General features: G+C 41.3%; 19 protein-coding genes. 5 read left to right on the forward strand and 14 right to left on the reverse strand.

The genetic code is table 11. From position 1 onward, the window contains the following. Window positions 1-229 (forward strand): hypothetical protein (locus KCG35_RS14440; RefSeq protein ID WP_215820490.1); only part of this gene is annotated, 229 nt, incomplete at its 5' end. A 67-nt stretch (window positions 230-296) separates the two neighbouring features. Here KCG35_RS14440 and KCG35_RS14445 read toward each other — a convergent pair. The 4 genes from KCG35_RS14445 to leuS all read right to left on the reverse strand — a co-directional run bounded on the left by KCG35_RS14445 (window position 297) and on the right by leuS (window position 6402). Next, window positions 297-1685 carry a tryptophanase gene (locus KCG35_RS14445; RefSeq protein ID WP_215820491.1) on the reverse strand — a complete coding sequence of 463 codons (1389 nt, stop codon included), beginning with the start codon at window positions 1683-1685 and terminating at the stop codon, window positions 297-299. Window positions 1686-1922: 237 nt separating this feature from the next. After that, window positions 1923-2954 (reverse strand): DNA polymerase III subunit delta, encoded by a 1032-nt coding sequence (holA, locus tag KCG35_RS14450; RefSeq protein ID WP_215820492.1) that lies wholly within the window; start codon window positions 2952-2954, stop codon window positions 1923-1925. A 179-nt stretch (window positions 2955-3133) separates the two neighbouring features. Beyond that, window positions 3134-3784, reverse strand: coding sequence for an LPS-assembly lipoprotein LptE (locus KCG35_RS14455; RefSeq protein WP_215820493.1), 651 nt, complete (start codon window positions 3782-3784; stop codon window positions 3134-3136). Window positions 3785-3795: 11 nt separating this feature from the next. After that, entirely contained in the window at window positions 3796-6402 is a 2607-nt protein-coding gene (gene leuS, locus KCG35_RS14460) for a leucine--tRNA ligase (protein ID WP_215820494.1), read from the reverse strand. Between the two features lie 247 nt (window positions 6403-6649). Here leuS and KCG35_RS14465 point away from each other — a divergent pair, with 247 nt between their 5' ends. Together KCG35_RS14465 and KCG35_RS14470 are read left to right on the forward strand one after the other, a co-directional pair. Then, window positions 6650-6952, forward strand: a complete 303-nt coding sequence (locus KCG35_RS14465; RefSeq protein ID WP_215820495.1) for a hypothetical protein — start codon at window positions 6650-6652, stop codon at window positions 6950-6952. 281 nt (window positions 6953-7233) lie between these two features. Further along, window positions 7234-8007, forward strand: coding sequence for a YdcF family protein (locus tag KCG35_RS14470; protein WP_215820496.1), 774 nt, complete (start codon window positions 7234-7236; stop codon window positions 8005-8007). A gap of 65 nt (window positions 8008-8072) precedes the next feature. Here KCG35_RS14470 and lnt read toward each other — a convergent pair whose 3' ends face one another. The 5 genes from lnt to miaB form a co-directional block, all read right to left on the reverse strand. Further along, on the reverse strand, window positions 8073-9644 hold the full coding sequence (gene lnt / locus KCG35_RS14475; protein WP_215820497.1) for an apolipoprotein N-acyltransferase: 1572 nt from the start codon (window positions 9642-9644) through the stop codon (window positions 8073-8075). A 19-nt stretch (window positions 9645-9663) separates the two neighbouring features. Further along, entirely contained in the window at window positions 9664-10518 is an 855-nt protein-coding gene (locus KCG35_RS14480; RefSeq protein WP_215820498.1) for a CorC family transporter, read from the reverse strand. Window positions 10519-10520: 2 nt separating this feature from the next. Next, window positions 10521-11009, reverse strand: coding sequence for an rRNA maturation RNase YbeY (gene ybeY, locus KCG35_RS14485; protein ID WP_373687355.1), 489 nt, complete (start codon window positions 11007-11009; stop codon window positions 10521-10523). A gap of 1 nt (window position 11010) precedes the next feature. Next, on the reverse strand, window positions 11011-12012 hold the full coding sequence (locus KCG35_RS14490; protein ID WP_215820500.1) for a PhoH family protein: 1002 nt from the start codon (window positions 12010-12012) through the stop codon (window positions 11011-11013). A gap of 308 nt (window positions 12013-12320) precedes the next feature. Beyond that, a complete protein-coding gene (gene miaB, locus KCG35_RS14495) occupies window positions 12321-13667 on the reverse strand; it encodes a tRNA (N6-isopentenyl adenosine(37)-C2)-methylthiotransferase MiaB (RefSeq protein WP_215820501.1) in 1347 nt (448 codons plus the stop codon). A 239-nt stretch (window positions 13668-13906) separates the two neighbouring features. On the opposite strand from miaB, the gene KCG35_RS14500 reads away from it, so the two are divergent. Together KCG35_RS14500 and KCG35_RS14505 are read left to right on the forward strand one after the other, a co-directional pair. After that, on the forward strand, window positions 13907-14323 hold the full coding sequence (locus KCG35_RS14500; RefSeq protein WP_444972209.1) for a DUF1820 family protein: 417 nt from the start codon (window positions 13907-13909) through the stop codon (window positions 14321-14323). Window positions 14324-14474: 151 nt separating this feature from the next. After that, complete coding sequence (locus KCG35_RS14505; protein WP_215820502.1) at window positions 14475-14753, forward strand: hypothetical protein; 279 nt, start codon at window positions 14475-14477, stop codon at window positions 14751-14753. Between the two features lie 32 nt (window positions 14754-14785). Here the strand turns inward: KCG35_RS14505 and KCG35_RS14510 are convergent, their stop codons facing one another. The 5 genes from KCG35_RS14510 to radA form a co-directional block, all read right to left on the reverse strand. Then, the gene (locus KCG35_RS14510; protein ID WP_215820503.1) at window positions 14786-15403 is read right to left on the reverse strand and encodes a tetratricopeptide repeat protein; all 618 of its coding nucleotides are present in this window, start codon (window positions 15401-15403) and stop codon (window positions 14786-14788) included. Window positions 15404-15886: 483 nt separating this feature from the next. Next, window positions 15887-16525, reverse strand: a complete 639-nt coding sequence (locus tag KCG35_RS14515; RefSeq protein ID WP_215820504.1) for a DUF6962 family protein — start codon at window positions 16523-16525, stop codon at window positions 15887-15889. A gap of 7 nt (window positions 16526-16532) precedes the next feature. Further along, on the reverse strand, window positions 16533-17816 hold the full coding sequence (gene hemL, locus KCG35_RS14520) for a glutamate-1-semialdehyde 2,1-aminomutase (RefSeq protein WP_215820505.1): 1284 nt from the start codon (window positions 17814-17816) through the stop codon (window positions 16533-16535). 23 nt (window positions 17817-17839) lie between these two features. After that, window positions 17840-18463 carry a thiamine phosphate synthase gene (gene thiE, locus KCG35_RS14525; protein ID WP_215820506.1) on the reverse strand — a complete coding sequence of 208 codons (624 nt, stop codon included), beginning with the start codon at window positions 18461-18463 and terminating at the stop codon, window positions 17840-17842. Between the two features lie 104 nt (window positions 18464-18567). Then, window positions 18568-19929 (reverse strand): DNA repair protein RadA, encoded by a 1362-nt coding sequence (radA, locus tag KCG35_RS14530; protein ID WP_215820507.1) that lies wholly within the window; start codon window positions 19927-19929, stop codon window positions 18568-18570. Between the last annotated feature and the right edge of the window lie 97 nt (window positions 19930-20026).

The raw sequence follows: 20026 nt of genomic DNA on the forward strand, positions 1-20026 counted from the left end.
CTCAGATTACTATCATCATTATGGTGATTGGTTAGCGACGCCAAGAAAAGATTGGAAGCGAGATGAAGATATTCTTTGGGATTTTTGTGGTGGAAATTTATCAGAAAGTTTACAGTCATTAATTATACAAAGAGGAAAGCAGGAAGGCTCGTTTTATGCCTTTAGCCAAGAAGCTTGGTTAATGATTATCCCCCAGGAAAAACTAGTTGTTTTCTCCCATAATGGATGAAATAGAATAAACGGCTTAATTGAATTATTTTTTTTAAAATAAAAGTGTTCGAATAACTAAATATAGTTTATGAGCATGGCTGAAAACGTGCTGTAAAGTGGCGTAAAATGGGTGGCTCATAACTAAATGTTAAACCTTGAATATCCTTTGCTCGTTCTTTTATTTTAACTAAGCAGTTTGCAACGTATTCCATATGACTATTGGTATAGACTCGTCGTGGAATGGCTAAACGAAGAAACTCAAAGGGTGACACTTTTTGCTGTTTGGTTTGTGGATCTCGGCCTAATAACAAAGAGCCAATTTCGACACCTCTAACACCACCTTCTAAATACAATTCATTTGCAAGTGCTTGAGCAGGGAGGTGGTAGTTTGGAATGTGGGGTAATAAAATTTTTGCATCAACAAATACAGCATGCCCGCCTGTTGGAAACTGTATAGGAATACCTGCTTTGAGCAGTAAATTACCCAGGAATTGAACTTGGGCTATGCGATAATTTAAAAATTTTTCATCCATTGCTTCGTGTAAACCAATGGCCAGAGCTTCCATGTCCCTACCAGCCAATCCGCCATAGGTGATAAAACCTTCTTGTGGAATACAACGAACCTGAACATTGCGAAAAAGTGCTTCATTATCTCGAATACAACATAAACCACCAATATTTACCAAGGGGTCTTTTTTAGCAGAAAGGGTTAGCATATCACCATACTGAAACATCTCTTTTATAATTTCTGCAATAGATTTATTTTGGTATCCTGATTCACGCTGCTTGATAAACCAAGCATTCTCACAATAGCGAGCAGCGTCAATCACTACTGGAATATCATTCCGCTGGGCTAAGTGATAAACAGCTCGCATATTATCCATTGAAACAGGCTGTCCACCTGTACTATTACAAGTCACTGTTGTAATGATTGCTGCAATGCGGTTTGCACCATATTGTTTGATTATTGCTTCTAGTTCGTCTAGGTCAAAATTACCTTTCCAGTCGTATGATGAGGTAGTATCAAATGCCCAGGGTGTAGGGGTGTTAATTGCTTTTGCGCCGGAAATTTCTATATGAGCAGCAGTAGTATCAAAATGATAATTTGAAATAAAAACAGGGTCTTGACAATTTCGGTGCTCAATAAGCGTAGGGAAAAGAATTTGTTCGGCACCTCGGCCTTGATGTGTTGGCAAAATATAACGATAATTAAATACTTCTTGTGCTTTTTTTTGTAAATGAAAAAAATTACGACTTCCTGCGTAAGACTCATCCCCAACCATTAAACCTGCCCACTGTTTGTCACTCATGGCGCCTGTGCCAGAATCGGTTAATAAATCGATAAAAACTTCATCACTTTTAAGTAAAAAAACGTTATAGCCAGCCGCTTCTAGAGCTGTCTGGCGCTGTTTTTCGTTAATTAAGTTGATTGGCTCAACCATTTTAATACGAAAAGGTTCAGGGATAACTTCCATATAATAAATCCTTATTTAAAATAATGGGGATGTATTTACGAATAAACACAGAATTAGATTGGATTTTATAAACTGCTTGGTGAAATTGATGTAAGTGATTTTCTAATTAAGTATTAGTCAAAAACTATTTTTCACTGTTGCTTTTGTTTATATAACCAAGTGCTATTGTGGGCTTATTGATACATATAATAGGATGTATGATGATGCGCAGAATAATTTATTAATATAAAATAAATCTTATAGGCTGTGTTCATTTATGACAGAAATACCCGCTAATTTTAATAACAGGATTTGGAGGGCAGACCATATATTATCATCAGATAAGCCTTTTATAGCTTCGTCAACTTGACCTGATGTCAGTAGTATCTGCTCAAGAGCTTGTTCTGAGTTTCGTTGTAATGCTTGACGAATAAGAGGTTTTCTTTTTTCCCAAATGCGTTGATTTTGCATAGCTTGCTCAAGTGAAAGACCTTCACGTTGTAATTGAGTGAGCTGAAGTAAATTACGGACTTCGCGGGTAATTGCCCATAACATAACAGCGGGTTCAATACCTTCAGCTTTTAAACCATTAAAAATGCGTAGGGAGTGATTCACTGAACCTGCAAGTGTATTCTCGATTAAGTCGAAAACTGAATAACGTGCACTGTCAGAAACACTCGTATTAATAGTTTCTTCAGTTACATGATTATTTTCAGCGTAAAGTGTTAACTTTGCGATTTCTTGTGAAGCGGCAAGCAAGTTTCCTTCAACACGTTCAGAGAGAAGCTGTATTGCCTGTGCGGTGGCAGTCAAGCCTGCTTGTTGCATACGCTGCTTGATCCAACGTGGTAAATGTTGAGCATCAATGGGCCAAATGGGAATAAAAATGCCAGATTTTTCGAGCGTTTTAAACCATTTACTTTGTTGTATAGGATTCTCGAGCTTGGGTGTTATCAGCAATAACACATTATCGGATACTGGAGATTCTCCACATGTTTTGAGTACTTTAGCTGCTTTATCATTAAACTTACTACTTTGACAGCGGACTTCAATGATTTTTTTATCACTAAATAATGACAAGCTATTAGTGTGTTCTAATAATGTTTCCCAGTCAAAACCTCCATCCGCCTGCAATAAGATACGTTCACTAAACCCATTGTCTCGAGCTTTTTGTCGGATTAAATCACAACACTCTTGTTGAATCAGAGGCTCGTCACCACTTACTATATAAATAGGAGCCAGTGTTTTTTGATTTAAATGCTGTTGGAGTTGATCACTGCGAATTTTCATTAAAAAATAAAGTATGTTGCGGCTATAGGGTTGCTGAATAAGGGGCTTTATGGACGTTTTTTACTGGGAACATCAATTAAACATAAAAGTGAAATGCAAATATAAACCAAGGTAGCAGCACTATTTGGATACGCTTTAAAACCTATAGCGAACTACCTTGGTATTGTCTTAAAAGAGCACTAAATATTTGGTGGGGCCAGTTTTATGGCATTCCTTTTGGGCATGGCTTTTACATTCTTTTGCTCTTCCAGCTGTTTAGCTTTTTCTGCTTCAGCTTGTTTTTTACGGGCTTTGGCTTCAGCAACATCAATTTGCTCATTAGTCATTGCCTGTAAACGTTGAGTGATCTGGGTAATGATATCCCGCTCTAACTCTTCTCTAATTAAGCGTTCCTCAGAGTCTGAGGCGGTCTTATTGCTTGAAGAATAAAGGTAAACACGCTCAGACATAGCTTCGAATGGACCTAGGAGAAGTAAACCTTCGCTATTTTCCAGTTGAAACTTAGCTTGTTTGATTAAGCGATACTGTGCAGCCTGAGCATTACCTGTAAAACTGGCAATTTTGTTCTCATCCTGGTTTTCAGTAATACGCAACACATAGGGTGCACTTGCAATGATCTTAATGTCATTACTTTCCAACGTACGGTTTAGACGACGAGTGAATACCCCGTAGTTATCAGATGTTTGCACACTAAGCTGTTGTAAATGGCTGGCAACATCAACCATACCCCTGAGTTTGAACCCGCAAGCGGTTAATAGCATAACCACGCTAAGAAGCGTGGCCAGCTTAATGATAGGTGACATAAACAGTCGTTTTGATAATGACCGCATACCTTACTCCTCTATGAGGCGACAATATTGATCAGTTTGTTAGGAACAACGATGACTTTGCGAATGGCTTTATCGGTCAAAAACTTTTGTACGTTTTCATTCGTCATCGCTATGGACTCAATGGTTTCTTTATCGGCATCAGCAGGAACTGTTAGCTTGGCTCGTACCTTGCCATTTACCTGAGCCACTATCAATACCGAGTCTGCTGCCAGTGCATCTTCGTCACATTCAGGCCAGGGGGCATCAATGATTTCAGTTGAGTTACCCATCTGTTGCCAAATATGATGACAGATATGAGGTGTAATAGGCGCTAACAGTTTTATACAGGTCATCAAGGCTTCATGCATGACAGCTAAACCTTGAGGTGAGCGATCAGTAAATTTACCCATCGCATTTACCAGTTCCATGACTCGGGCAATCGCTGTATTAAAGGTCAGCCGGTTACCAAAGTCATTGGTGACATTCTTAATGGTACTGTGAGTAATTCTTCTTAGATCTTTCTGGCTATCATTCAGCTGACTAAAATCTAATGCGGGAATATTTGTTTGTTGGTTATGTTCCTGCGCCAAGCGCCAGAATCGGCGCAAGAAGCGATGGGCACCCTCTACACCACTGGTTGACCATTCCAAATCTTGATCGGGTGGAGCCGCAAACATCGTGAAAAGTCGAACGGTATCTGCACCATACTGTTCAATCGTACCTTGAGGGTCGACACCATTATTTTTGGACTTCGACATTTTGCCCATGCCAGCATAGTGAACGGGTTGGCCATCTTCTTTGTGGTGAGCTGCAATGATTTGTCCTTTGTCATCACGCTCAATAGTGACGTCCCCTGGAGCTATCCACACTTTGCCACCTTTGTCATCTTCGCGATAATAGGTTTCGGCTAACACCATGCCTTGACAAAGTAGCTGCTTGAAGGGTTCATCACTATCAACAAGGCCTTCATCCCGCAGTAGTTTGTGGAAAAAGCGGGAATACAACAAGTGCATTACTGCGTGTTCAATACCACCAATGTATTGATCAACAGGTAGCCAGTAATTAGCCTGCTCTGGGTTCAACATACCCTCTTGGTAGTTTGCACTACAGTAACGAGCGTAATACCAAGAAGATTCCATAAAGGTATCAAATGTATCCGTTTCCCGTTGGGCTGGTGTGCCATCAATGGGGCTTACGATAGAAGACCAGGAAGAGTCCGTTTTTAACGGTGATGTGGTGCCATCCAGCGTAACATCTGTGGGTAAGGTGATGGGCAGATCTTCAGCGGGTGCACCAATGGTTTCACCATTTTCCAGGTGAATCATGGGAATAGGTGTTCCCCAATAGCGTTGACGGGATACTCCCCAGTCACGCAATCGATAATTAACCTTTCGCTGACCTTTACCAGCTTTAATTAAATGTTTAGCAATGGCATCAAAGGCCTCTTTGGAGGTTAAACCATCAAAGGGGGCAGAATTAACCAATACTCCATGCTCAGTGAAGGCTTCATGGGAAATATCTGCTTGAGTGCTGTCTTCTTGGTTTTCAATAACTTGTTTTATAGGCAGGCCATATTTGGTTGCAAACTCCCAGTCACGCTGATCGTGCCCAGGGACAGCCATTACTGCGCCAGAGCCGTATTCCATTAGCACAAAGTTTGCAATCCAAACAGGAACTTCTTCTCCAGTAATTGGATGGGTTGCATGGAAGCCTGTAGCCATCCCTTTCTTTTCCATGGTGGCCATTTCTGCTTCAGCGACTGCATTGTGTTTGCATTCCTCAATAAAGGCTGCAATTTCAGGATTATTTTTCGCTGCAGCCAAGGCAATGGGGTGTTCAGCAGCAACCCCAACATAGGTTACACCCATTAACGTATCTGGGCGGGTGGTATAGATCGTAAATGAATCTTCAACTCCGGGGATAGATTCAGCCAGAGTAAACGTCATCTCTATACCTTCGGAGCGGCCAATCCAGTTACGCTGCATGGTTTTGACCTGTTCTGGCCAATGTTCCAGATGATCTAAGCTTTCTAGTAACTGATCGGCATAAGCTGTAATTTTAATGAACCACTGAGGAATTTCTTTACGCTCAACCAGTGCACCTGAACGCCAGCCGCGACCATCAACCACTTGTTCATTGGCTAGAACTGTTTGGTCTACAGGATCCCAGTTAACGGTCGCCATTTTTTTATAAACCAAGCCTTTTTCATACAGCTTGGTGAAGAACCACTGTTCCCAGCGGTAATAATCTGGATTACAGGTGGTGACTTCTCGGTTCCAGTCATAGGCAAAGCCCAGGCTTTTTAACTGCTCTCGCATGTAGTCAATATTTTCATAGGTCCACTTAGCGGGCGCGACACCATGTTTAATGGCTGCATTCTCTGCAGGTAAGCCAAAAGCATCCCAGCCCATAGGCTGCAAGACATTTTTGCCCAGCATTCGCTGGTAACGTGAGATCACATCACCAATGGTGTAATTTCTCACATGCCCCATATGAAGTCGTCCACTGGGGTAGGGGAACATCGAGAGACAGTAGAATTTTTCTTTGTCAGGCGTTTCACTTACGGCAAAGGATTGATTGTCTTGCCAGTGTTGCTGTGTTTCACGCTCAATTTGCTGGTGTTGGTAATGTTCTTCCATTGTCTCTCTTTTTCTAAAGTATTCTAAAAAAAGCGCAGGGTTTAATAGTGATAAAGTCTAAGCAGCTTAGGATACATGACTCCATTTGTTACGGGTAGTCTTTATGAATAGTCTACGCTTATATTGAGTAGGTTGTACGAACCTTCAATAAAATATCTTGGCTTTGCCCAAAACCTTCAATGATGTTGTATGAATATGTGATTATAGGTGGTTAAGTAAGGCCTTCGCTTGTAGTGGTGTCATGCTAATGGAAAAAAAACATGCAAGGAACTGCTTAAGTGAACAAGGACGTGAGTCCAATATAAATGTGTTGGATCAGCAACATCCAACCCTATTTCTTTATGATCAATTGCTTCAACAAATTCAAATGGCTGTTAAAGGCTTTGAACAACAGCTTTGGCATGAGTTAATGCACGAATTGAAGCCCTCTACGACAACGGTAAATGTTGAGCTTCAAGGTTTAACGCGTCAACAACATCATTTGTTAAAAGCATATTTACGTAAAGATGCTACAGAAATCTGCAAGCTCTTAAATATTTCATCAAGATAGCTTGAATCAGATTTTTATACCGATGGTTAGGGGGGCATGCCCTTCTCATATCGGAGACGGTCTCGTTTTCAAATACTGCGTTAAAAATTTGCTCAAAATGCTTATGTATTAGTTATAAACTCCACTTTTTTGCCTTGTCTTTGCTTAGCTCCTGACCTTTTATTTTATGATAGTCTCATCTTAGGGGTAAATTCTCTTTTCTGAAAATTTAAGCAAGCCAGTTTAGACCAGTAATGAGCTATTCTTTTTTTATTCTTCAAGATCTTTAATTAGAGGAAGGCATGTTAGTTATTAGCTTTGCTAAATATTTTTTATTACCACCTGTATTTAATATTGTTCTTATTGTGTTAGCAATTATTTCTCGAACTTTTATACAGCGTTATTGGTGGCGTTTTATGACGATGATAATTATTTGGTTATCACTGATTAGTTTGTATTTATTGTGTACTCCAGTTGTTTCTTCTTATCTTATGTCGTTATTGGAGTCAGAGTACACAGTTTATGCTCCAGAGGGGGATAAACCTGAAGCAATGGTGATTTTGGGGGCGGGAAGGCATCGTAAAGCTCAAGAGTATGGTGGAAAAGATATTCCAAGTGCTTTTGAGTTAGAAAGAATGACTTACGCAGCCTATTTAAATAAGCAGTTGAAATTACCTATTTTGGTTACTGGAGGGAAATTATTAGGGAGTGATCAGCCACCAGAAGCAAAGATAATGGCTGATTTTCTACAAGATAATTATGGGGTTAAGGTGCAATGGCAGGAAGAGCAAAGCCGAAACACCTGGGAAAATGCACTTTATACCCAACAGATGCTTGAGAAAGAGCATATTCGTACTATCGTATTGGTGACTCATGCTTGGCATATGCGTAGAGCTGTTGCATCTTTTAAAAAGGTTGGGTTGAACGTTTTACCTGCACCAACTCGTTTTATTTCTGGTAGAAGTAAAGACGTGATGTGGTATCACTGGTTGCCTACTCCAAAGTCATTTACTAATGCCACGTACGCTTTGCATGAAATAGTGGGGTTAGTCTGGTATCACTGGAAATATTTTTAGAAGTGCTCTTAATAATTTTTAACGTAGTATTTGCAAGCCCAGAAGTTTTACGACTGACTGCCTCTTCAGGAGGAAGAGGCTTGTTCCATAGCGATGGACTGCTTTTGTCGGGTAGTCCAACCAAAAACACTCAGTATAAGTGCAATAATGAAAAGTAACGGATATGATTGCCAAATCATATAAGGCGTACTGCCTTGTTTACTTTGAACCTTGCCTGTTAGCACTCCAGCTTGAAATTGAGGGAGTTGGGTTAACACATCTCCTCGGTCATTGATGATGGCACTTATGCCATCATTGGTTGCACGAATAAGATAACGCCCTGTCTCAAGTGCACGCATACGTGCCATTTGAAAATGTTGGTGTGGACCAATAGATGCGCCAAACCAGGAGTCATTACTAATAGTAATGAGTAGATTAGAGCGTTGGGCTTGTTGTGCCACAAAATCGCCATAAACAATTTCATAACAAATAAAAGCGGCAATCTTTGTTTTATCTGCCACTAGATGAGGCTGATCATTGCTGCCAGAAGAAAAGGAAGACATTGGCAGGTTAAAAAACTGGATAAGTCCACGTAATAAATCTTCTAAAGGAACATACTCACCAAAAGGGACAAGTTTTTGTTTGTAATAGCTGCCATTACCATTGCCAGCAGCAATGATGCCATTATAAAAAGTGCGATAGGGTTGTCCATCAATAACTTTTTGGCTCATGAAGGGTAAGCCGGTGATTAATGTATTTTGATATTTGTTGGCTTCCTCTGCGAACATATCGACAAAAGACTTCGCTTGTTGTGGATAAACCAGTGGTATGGCGTTCTCTGGCCAAATAATGAGGTCACTTTCCCAGTGGCCTTTACTAAGCATGCGATAAGTGGTTAATGTCGTATGTACGTGTTCTTTATTCCACTTTAACTGTTGTGGGATATTAGCTTGAACTGCACTGACTGTCAGTGGTTTAGATTGGGCATTATCAGTCCACTGATGGTTTGTTAGCATTGCACCTGCAACCCAAAGCAGTGTTGTGCAAGCAAGCACACTTTGCCATTGTTTTGAGTTCCATTGCTTTCTTTGACTGACAAGCCATGCTAAGCCTAACCAGCTTGTTAGAACAAGTGCTGATATGCCTAAACTACCAATTATAGGGCTCCAGCTTGCGAGTGGCGTGTCTATGTATGCATATCCTAGTAACAACCAGGGAAAGCCTGTAAGTAGCCAGGTTTTTAGCCACTCAAACACAAGCCAAAGCACACCAAAAAGTACAAGCCGCGAGCCTAGCGAAGAGGCTTTAAAGCGTTGGATTAACCAGCCATAGCCCCAGCCAAGAGGTGCAAAAAATAAAAATGATAGAAAAATAACAAATAAGCCAGTTAGAACGCCCGCAAGAGCAACAGGTGCTGAACCATATTGGTGGATACTTACATAGACCCATGACACGCCCACCCCATAGAAACCAAGACCATACCACCAGGCTCGCCAAAGCGCCTGTCGGCGGGTCAATGACTGTAATGAGAAAAAGAAACCCAGCAGTGATAAGCCTGTCAGTGGCCAGATATTGAAAGGGGCAAATCCAAACGCCCAAATGAATCCAACGGCAAGAGCCAGGAAATGGCCTGGCCAACCAGCAAGTTTTTTGGTCATGGGATTTTTATCATGATGTTTAAACAGGAGTGACTCGAAGTAAGCGAATACGCCGATTATCTGCGTTTAGCACCTGGAACTCAAAGCCTTCAATAGTGACGGACTCGCTTCGTCTGGGTAAGTGTCCAAAGTTTTGCATGACGATTCCACCAATGGTGTCATACTCCTTATCACTAAACTGACTGTGAAAGTGCTCATTGAAGTCTTCAATGGGCGTTAATGCTTTTACTATGAAGTTATTCTCATTGAGTTGCTTAATGTAGAAGTCCTCTTCTACATCATGCTCATCTTCAATATCACCCACAATTTGCTCAAGCACATCTTCGATGGTGATAAGACCAGATACACCACCATATTCATCAACCACTATTGCCATATGATTACGGTTGGCTCGAAACTCATTAAGTAAGACGATTAAACGTTTACTCTCAGGAACAAAGGTTGCTGGACGGAGAATATCTTTAAGGCAAAATTGGTCTTTTGTATCTTGAGGGTCTTTAAGTGCTAACGATAATAAATCTTTAGCAAGTAAAATACCGGTTACCTCGTCTTTGTTTTCCCCAATGACAGGATAACGGGAGTGAGCTGACTTAATGATTTGAGGAATAAACTCTCCAGGTGTTTGAGATAGCTCCACACACTCCATCTGGGCGCGAGGAATCATAATTTCTCGGACCTGCATTTCAGAAACTTGCATTGCTCCTTCAATGATGCTCAATGATTCTGGGTCTAACACTTGATTAGACTGAGCCTCACGGAGCTGATCCAGCAGTTCTGTTCGATTCTTGGGATCCCCTGAAAATGCCTGGGTTAATTTATCAAGCCATGTTTTGGCAGAGGTTGTTCCGTTCACACTCGATCGATCATCACTCATTGTTATTTGTCTCTCGTGGTACACTCGTCAGCAATGGTCCATGCATAAGGGTCGCTAAAGCCTAACTTTTTAAGTAGTTGAATTTCCAGCGACTCCATCAAACTAGCATCATCATTATTAATATGGTCATACCCGAGCAGATGCAAGACACCATGTATAACCATATGAGACCAATGTGCTGGTAAGGGTTTGCCCTGATCTGCTGCTTCATTAACTACGACATCTGCACAAATAACCAGATCGCCGAGCAGAGGTAAGTCTAGTTCTTCAGGTAAGTCTGCAGGGAAGGAAAGCACGTTGGTGGCATAGTGTTTCTGGCGATAGGTACCATTCAACTCAGCACTTTCAGTCGTACTTACAATTCGAATACTGAGTTCAGCATCGTTAATAGACTCATTGACTAAGACGGTTTGTACCCAGTGCTCAAAGTCTTCTTGACTAGGTAGTTGTGCTATTTCGTCACATGCTATTTGCAAATCAACGGTAAGCACATCAAGCATCCTTTTGTTTTTTAGAGGCTTGTTTGGTGTCAAATCTATCATAGGCCTCAACAATACGTTGTACTAGCGGATGTCGTACAACATCTTTAGCGCTGAAATAGGTAAAGCCAATCCCTTTGACTTGCTTAAGTACCTCTGCACTGTGAGCCAATCCAGACTTAGTACCACGGGGTAAGTCAACCTGAGTGGTATCACCAGTAATCACTGCAGTAGAACCAAAGCCAATACGGGTGAGGAACATTTTCATTTGTTCCATTGTGGTGTTCTGACTTTCATCTAAAATAATAAATGAATTATTGAGTGTTCGCCCACGCATGTATGCCAGAGGGGCCACTTCTATAACATTTTTTTCAATAAGCTTTTCGACTCGCTCAAAGCCCAGCATTTCATAAAGCGCATCGTAAAGTGGCCTTAAGTATGGATCGATTTTTTGAGCTAAGTCACCAGGCAAAAAGCCCAACTTCTCACCCGCTTCTACGGCTGGTCGAACGAGTAGAATCCGACGAATTTGATCACTCTCCAGTGCTGCAACGGCACAGGCTACAGCCAGATAAGTTTTACCAGTACCCGCAGGTCCTATTCCAAAATTAATATCATGTTGCAGAATACGTTTGACATACTCTTGTTGATTGGGACCTCTGGGCTTGATTACACAACGCTTGGTTTTAATAACAACACTTTCTATTTTACCTTGTTGCGGATTTTCGATATCAGACTCTTGTAAATAAAGATGTATGATATCTGGTGATATTTCACCACCATTTTCAAGCTCTTGGGAAAGTGTTTTGAGAATTCGCTCTGCAGCATGGACATTGACTTGTGAGCCCGTTAGCTCAAAGTGATTTCCACGGTTACTAATGCGAATATCTAAGCGCTGTTCGATTTGCTTTAAGTGCTCATTAAATTGGCCACAAAGTTGCGCAAAGTGTTGAGCATCTTCGACGTTGAGAGTGAACTTGTGGGGGGGTAATTCTGTATTCAAAGCCTTATTCATTAGCCGGACGCGGCACCCTACTTATTTTCTAGAATATACCTTCTCTATGGTGAAGGAAAGCACCTTTTTTTTCTAAAGCGCGAACTGAGTTACTTAGAACATGCAGCTTTCAACTCAAGTAATTGATTAAGCTTTAGTTTACTCAACTGTATGCATTACTTCTGTTTAAAACTCTATTCGCCGCTTAGTAACAACATACACTTTACAGGAACAGTCTTGGTTTGAATAAAATCTCAACCAATGGTGACTGGATAACACTCTCTGTAAAGTGTATTAACCCGCATATAACTAAATGCTGTTATTGCGAATTAGTATAGTTCGTCACTTATCATATCACCTCGAAGCGAGTTGGGTAATGCTTCTGTAATAACGACATCGACACGTTTGCCAATGATTCTTGGATTGGTTGCAGCGAAGTTCACAACACGATTATTCTCTGTCCGCCCCTGAAGTTGTCCTGGGTCTTTCTTAGAGAAGCCTGTGACAAGAATTCGTTGAGTGGTACCAACCATTCTCCGGCTTATTTCCTGGGCCTGTTGGTTGATTCTGTGTTGAAGTATTTGTAAACGCTGCTTTTTAACCTCTTCAGGCGTATCATCTGGCAAGTCCGCAGCCGGTGTTCCTGGACGAGGGCTATAGACAAAGCTAAATGAAGCATCAAAGCCAATGTCTTGAATAAGATTCATAGTGTTTTCAAAGTCTTTATCTGTTTCACCAGGAAAGCCTACAATAAAGTCTGAAGAAAACGAGATATCTGGACGTAGTTTACGAATTCTGCGTAACTTGGATTTATACTCAAGCACAGTATGACCACGTTTCATCGCTGCAAGGACACGGTCTGAGCCGCTTTGGACAGGTAAATGCAGGTGACTCACAAGCTCAGGCACATGTGCATAAACATCAATCAAGCTTTCAGTAAATTCAACAGGATGTGATGTAGTAAAGCGAATCCGAGCAATACCATCAATTGCTGCAATGATGGTAATAAGTTCGGCTAAGTCAGCAGTTTCATCATCAGAGTCTGATTTTTTGCCACGATAAGCATTAACGTTTTGACCCAGTAGGTTGATTTCTCTGACACCTTGCTCAGCCAAATGCACACATTCAGCGATAACATCATCGAAAGGACGGCTGACTTCTTCCCCCCGGGTATAAGGAACAACGCAGAAAGTGCAGTACTTGCTGCAGCCTTCCATGACAGAAACAAATGCAGTTGGTCCATCCACACTGGGTTCTGGCAGATGATCAAATTTCTCAATTTCTGGAAAGCTTATATCTACAACGGCTTGCTTACCTGTTGCAGATGCATCAATCATTTCTGGTAGACGGTGTAGTGTTTGTGGGCCAAAAACCATATCCACATAGGGAGCTCTGTCTCGAATGGCTTGACCTTCCTGACTGGCAACACAACCTCCCACTCCAATGATCAGGTTGGGATTCTGGTCTTTTAGGACGCGCCAACGGCCCAGTTGGTGAAAAACTTTCTCTTGAGCTTTTTCCCGAATAGAGCAGGTATTTAACAGCAATATATCAGCTTCTTCTGGATTGTCAGTTATTTCAAGCTGATGGCTTTCATTGAGTAAATCTGCCATGCGCGATGAATCATAATCATTCATCTGACAACCATGGGTTTTAATAAAGAGCTTCTTAGCCATCGAAATCTACCTACACACGTTTTTCACACAGTCAGGGGGTATCAAAATAAGCGCAGCATTATATCTGGGTCTGTAGTGAAAGCCCAGTGCTGCACTGATGTATGGTTTGTAGTGCCTGCCTTTCTTTATTGATATCTTTGTTCTATTCACCCTTCTTGAAATTTTAATAGTAGATAGGGTGGAAAAACATTATTAGATGACGAACCATTGATCAGTGGATCAGAGTAGAAAGGAACAACGTGGCGTTTGCCTTGAACTGCAGCTCTGGTATTCTAGCGCTCTTTTCGCTTGAGGCAGCTCTAAACACTGGGGTGAGATGGATTAATATGGCAAAACCAATTTTTCGAGTGACATTCTTAAATCAAGGCAAGGTTTATGAGGTATATGTCAAACAAATTTTTCAAAGTGATTTGTATGGCTTTGTTGAAATAGAAGAGTTTATATTTGGCGAGAGAAGCCAGCTTGTGGTTGATCCAAGTGAAGAGAAGCTAAAGTCCGAATTTGCTGAAGTAAAACGTAGTTTTATTCCAATTACTTCTGTCATTCGGATTGATGAAGTTGAAAAAGAAGGAGTAGGTAAAATCTGTGATATTAAAGGCGATAAGGTCACGCCTTTTCCATTTCCACCAGGAACACCACCAAAGAAAAATTCATAAGTTTGGCTACTCTTTGGATCAAATTAACTAAGAAAGCAAAGACGATAGTAAATTTCGCACAAGTAAATGCTTGAACCTCTAATATTGTTGTACCTCGTTGCGAACTAAACTTTACATAAGGAAATGAGCGGCCAAAGGGAGCATGGCACTGATGTTAGCAAATATCCCCATTGATGATGACTTATCTGAGTTTAAAGAAGCTCAAGAGATAGGTACAAACAGTGCAGTTTTACAAACCATCAAAGCAAGTGAGGACTGGTCAGACCAAAAGCTTAAGCTTAAAAGCAAGTTAGCCACTGAAATCTATCAACTAGAAGAGCGAATTGAGAATGTTAAGCGATCTGCTGGACACTCGAAAATAGCTATGTTGAAAACACTGCGTGAAATGTTAATTACACGAAAACGCTTGCTAAACTTACTTGTTGGTTAAGTCAGTGAGTGCGAAGTTGACTTACTTTTGCCTTAATCTTGCGGTTTGGCTTCAATAATATTGTTATGGTTACTTCCCTGAGGTTTGGTTTGTAAATCCAGGCGTGAGGGAACTGACTGCTTTAAATGCTGAGCATAATCTTGAAATATTTTGCTTAAGGTATAAAACGCCAAGGCTCGTTGGTCCCTGTCCATTAAACTACCAATTTCATCACTCACATCGATCGCTTCTGTATAGCCATTGACTGCAGCCATTTTCATCATGATATAGGCCTGTGTATAGTCTTGTTTCATCCCTTCACCACGGTAATACATGAAAGCTAGTTGATATTGGGCTTTTGCATGGCCATTTGTTGATGCTTGTTCAAACCAATGTTTTGCTTTGTTGTAGTCTTGTGGAATGACTTGGCCAATAAGGTAGAGTTCACCAAGTAAAAATTGAGCTTCAGGATTTCCTTGATTTGCAGCTTCCTCACAAGCGACTAAGGCTGCTGCTAGGTTAGGTTCTTCAGGAAGAATTTTGCATCGTTCGGAGGCTGGAATAAGAAGTTCATTAAGGCCATACTGAAAACGATTAATCTCAGTCGCCTGTAAATGCTGAGTGACACAGAGTGTTAGTATTAAGCTAGTCCACAGTAGTAGGAATCGCATATAACGTGCCTATAGGCAAAATGGGCAAGTTGTAGAAATCAGTTTATATTTGCGTAATGTATACTATACCCAGCCTGATGAAAGCATTTTTGCGTAGAGTTAACGCTTTTCTACTTCACAACCTATTTTCATAAGCACTGTCATTTTATCATGTGATAGTTTAGGGCGTATTTTTAAATTAGATTAAAATTAAACGCCACTGAGTTTTATAAATTAAACCAGCACATATTATTTTCAGTTTATGCTTTTCTGTCATGACTGTTTGTACAGTCTTGAGGGTATATGTAAGCAATTAGCCTGATACTCTAATGAAATCATAAGATTGATACAAACGATAAAATGATTCTGTGAGCTGGTTGTCAAATTAGCGGAAAGCATGATGCGACTAACTACACTCAAAATGCTTTATGTCTTGTACGACTGTTCTTTATTTTTGTGAGGATAACATTTAACCAACGTTATGCTTCACAAATATAAAACTAATTATATTGAGAGGTGGTGTGTTTTTCGCTGCTTCCGTATGAAAAGAAAATAGCCTGTGCCAAGACTCAGCGATCCAAGTGCTAATAAATAATGGAATAAGTCTAGTCGTAAAAAGCCAGCAAGATAACCATGGGTACCGATAACCAGACCTGCAATAGAAAAACTTGCTGAGCCAACCAAAATGTAAATGAAAAAGGTTGGTTTTTGACGGATGAACTTGATTCCGACTAATAAAATAACAAGTAAACTAATAATGCCTATTACGGTATAAGTCGTTTCGATCGCTTGAAACCGACGTGCAATTTCAAAGCAAATCATCATCGCAATAATAAGCCTTCCCCACATGGGTTTGCGCCAGTTGAGTGGCCAGGCTAAATGAGCATAAGCGCCTGCAATGAGTGGTAGGGCTAAAAAGGTGGCAGCATGTGTAAATAGACGATGGATATCCGCCCAGGTGGGCGAAAAACCATAGTAAAGTGTGCCAAAAAAAGCTGCCAATGACATGAGTATAAAGCCAACTAATGCTGCAGTAGCTGGGAGTCTTTGATCACTGGCAAAAGTTTTTTGCTGTAACAATAAAAACGCAGAATAACTACAGCTACAGCAAAGTATGGCATCAGAAACGGCAAGCGAGGTCATATTTTCCTCAGGTTAAACTGCTTAAACTGGCTTCAGCTGCTGCCAGTGTTTTTTCTATCTCTTCGTTACCATGTGCTTGAGAGATAAATCCTGCTTCATAAGCAGAAGGGGCTAAGTAAATACCGTGTTGCAGCATTTGTTGGAAAAATTGGTTAAAGTGCTCCAGGTTACAAGCCATAACCTCATCAAAGCGAGAAGGTGCTTCGTTCTCTGTAAAGAAAAAGCCAAACATACCGCCTACTCGGTTGGTTGTGAGTGGCACTCCTACTTTATTGGCTATGGACTCTAGCCCTTCTGTCAGCTTTTGGACTTTTGCAGAAAGTAGCGTATAAAAACCGGGCTGGCTGATTTTATTGAGTGTTGCCAGTCCTGCTGCCATTGCTACAGGGTTTCCTGATAAAGTACCTGCTTGATATACAGGGCCTGTTGGTGCAATTGCTTGCATGATGTCGCGCTTACCACCAAATGCACCAACGGGCATGCCTCCACCAATGATTTTGCCAAGTGTTGTCAGGTCTGGTGTTACATTATACAGTGCTTGGGCACCACCTAAAGCCACGCGGAAACCGGTCATAACCTCATCAAAAATCAGTAAACTACCGTACTGATCACAAATACGGCGCAAGCCTTCTAGAAAGCCTTGAGTAGGAGGGATGCAGTTCATATTGCCAGCGACGGGTTCGATAATAATACAGGCAATTTGATCTCCTACCTCAGCAAAGACGGACTCAACTTCACTTAAGTCGTTATAGGTCAATGTCAGCGTTTGCTCAGCTAAAGCAGCAGGAACACCAGGTGAAGTAGGAATACCTAAAGTCAATGCGCCAGAACCTGCTTTGACAAGCAGAGAGTCAGCATGTCCATGATAACAGCCTGCAAACTTAACGATTTTATCTCGGCCTGTGTAGCCACGTGCCAGTCGAATAGCACTCATTGTCGCTTCAGTACCGGAGTTCACCATACGGATTTGCTCAATACTGGGAACCAAAGAACATACTTTTTCTGCGATGGCTACTTCTAAAGCTGTTGGTGCACCAAAGCTCAATCCTTGTTTTAGTTGCTGCTCAATAGCGGCTATGACATCAGCATCATTGTGGCCTAATATCATGGGTCCCCATGAGCCGATGTAATCTATATAGGATTTACCATCTTCATCATATAAATAAGCACCTTGTGCTTTTTGAAAAAAGACAGGGTTGCCACCAACACTTTTAAATGCTCGAACAGGCGAGTTAACACCACCAGGGATAAACTGTTGTGCTTTATCGAATAATTCAGTTGATCGAGACATAACAAACTCTTTGTATTAGTGGCTTAAAATAAAGACTTAAAATGAGCTGCTTGTGCAAATACATCTTCTGCTGCAAACAGGTCATGTACGACTGCAACCATGGAAATGCCTTGGGCAATAAGTTGTGAGGCATTTTCTACGGTAATACCACCGATGGCTACGCTAGGGCTATCAAGCGTATGAATATTAGCCAAAATATTGAATGACGCGGTGGGTGCTTCAGGTTTGGTTTTAGACGCAAAAAAGCGACCAAATGCCACATAATCAGCACCTTGCGAAACAGCCTGCTCTGCCAGTTCCATGGACGCATGACAAGTGGCGCCAATTATAGCCTGATTACCTAAGGTATGGCGAGCTTGAGTGATGGATCTATCACTCTGGCCTAGATGAACGCCATCAGCTCCAATTGTTTGTGCAAGTTTTACATCATCATTAATGATCAATGGAATATGGTAGTGATGACATAACTTTTTTAGTGCTAATGCTTGCTGAAAGCGTAAGTCAGAATTCCCTAGTTTGTTACGATATTGAAGTACCTGAGTACCCCCTGCTAATGCTGCATCAACTAGCGGTATTAACTGACTGGGTGGCAAAAGATGCTCATCAGTGATGGCATATAATCCTTTTAAAATGAATGAGCTTTTCATGTAGTGCAATATATAGGCAATTCAAATTGTATTATAAATATCGAGTGCAGTGAGTGATGTTAGAAAATACGACTCCTGTTATGTTGTTGAGGAGGGCCTATCTATCAGATGGCCTCTAAGGCTTCAGCAAGTTTACTAATACCTACAACTTCCATTCCATCAATAGGCTTTTTGGGAGCATTGGCTTTTGGCACTATTGCCTTTTTAAAACCATGTTTAGCCGCCTCATAGATGCGCTCTTGCCCATAAGCCACAGGCCGAATTTCACCGGATAATCCCACTTCACCAAAGGCAATAATGTGTTGGTCAATCACACTGTCTCGCAAGCTTGAAACAATAGCTAATATTGAGGCTAAGTCAGCACTGGTTTCTGATACTCTGACACCGCCGACGACATTAACAAAGACGTCTTGGTCACTGGTAAAAATACCGCCATGACGGGTTAATACTGCAAGTAACATGGCAAGGCGGTTTTGCTCCAAACCTACCGTAACACGCCTTGGGTTACCTAACTGAGATTCAACGACCAGTGCTTGGATTTCTACCAGGAGTGGGCGGGTACCTTCCCAAAGTACATTGATGATACTACCAGGAGTTGGGTGTTCTGTCCGTGAGAGGAAGATCGCTGATGGATTGAGGACTTCACGCAGTCCTTTTTCGGTCATTGCAAATAATCCAAGTTCGTTGACTTGGCCAAATCGGTTTTTAGTAGCCCGCATAATACGAAAACGAGAATCGTCAGTATTACTGAGCATGAGCTGTGTATCAATAATATGGGAAAGTGTCATTGGACCTGCCAAAGAGTTATCTTTGGTGACATGTCCCACAATAAGTAAAACAGTATTCGTTTGTTTGGCGAAACGGGTTAGGTGTGCAGCGCATTCCCGTACTTGAGCAACACCACCAGGTGCAGCTTCGGCTGTATCAGTATACATCACCTGTATTGAATCAATAACAATGACGCCGGGTTTTTCCTGTTGAGCAATAGCAATGACCTGCTCAACAGATGTTTCTGCCAGCATTTTAAGCTGGCCAGTGGGTAAGCCTAAACGATGTGCTCGTGCGGCAATTTGCTGTAAAGACTCCTCCCCTGAAACATATAAGGCGGGCATGTTTTGCGCTGTATGACAGAGCGTTTGTAATAACAGGGTACTTTTTCCGGCACCAGGGTTGCCACCAATTAATACTGCGCTACCAGGCACAAAACCACCACCAAGAACCCGGTCAAACTCACTTATACCACTTGAAAACCTTGGGGTGTCACTGATATCAACTTCTTCCAGTAGGGTGACACTGGAAAGGCTCCCAGCAAAACCAGCTCGTTGGGCTGTAGCGGCTTGTCGTGAACTACCTAAACTAAATTCTTTAAAGCTGTTCCACGCTTTACAGTCAGGACATTGGCCCTGCCACTTGGCAGACTCACTGCCGCACTCACTACAAACAAAGACTTTTTTTGCTTTAGCCATAAGGAAGTATGCTGATCATTGTATTAATTAGGAAAGATACATAGGGTAACTATACTGTATTTTTAACCAGTAAAAAAGATGCTAGTTCATGGCTTTA

Origin of the sequence: Zooshikella harenae, from assembly GCF_018837975.1 — a bacterium.
GTDB lineage: Bacteria > Pseudomonadota > Gammaproteobacteria > Pseudomonadales > Zooshikellaceae > Zooshikella > Zooshikella harenae.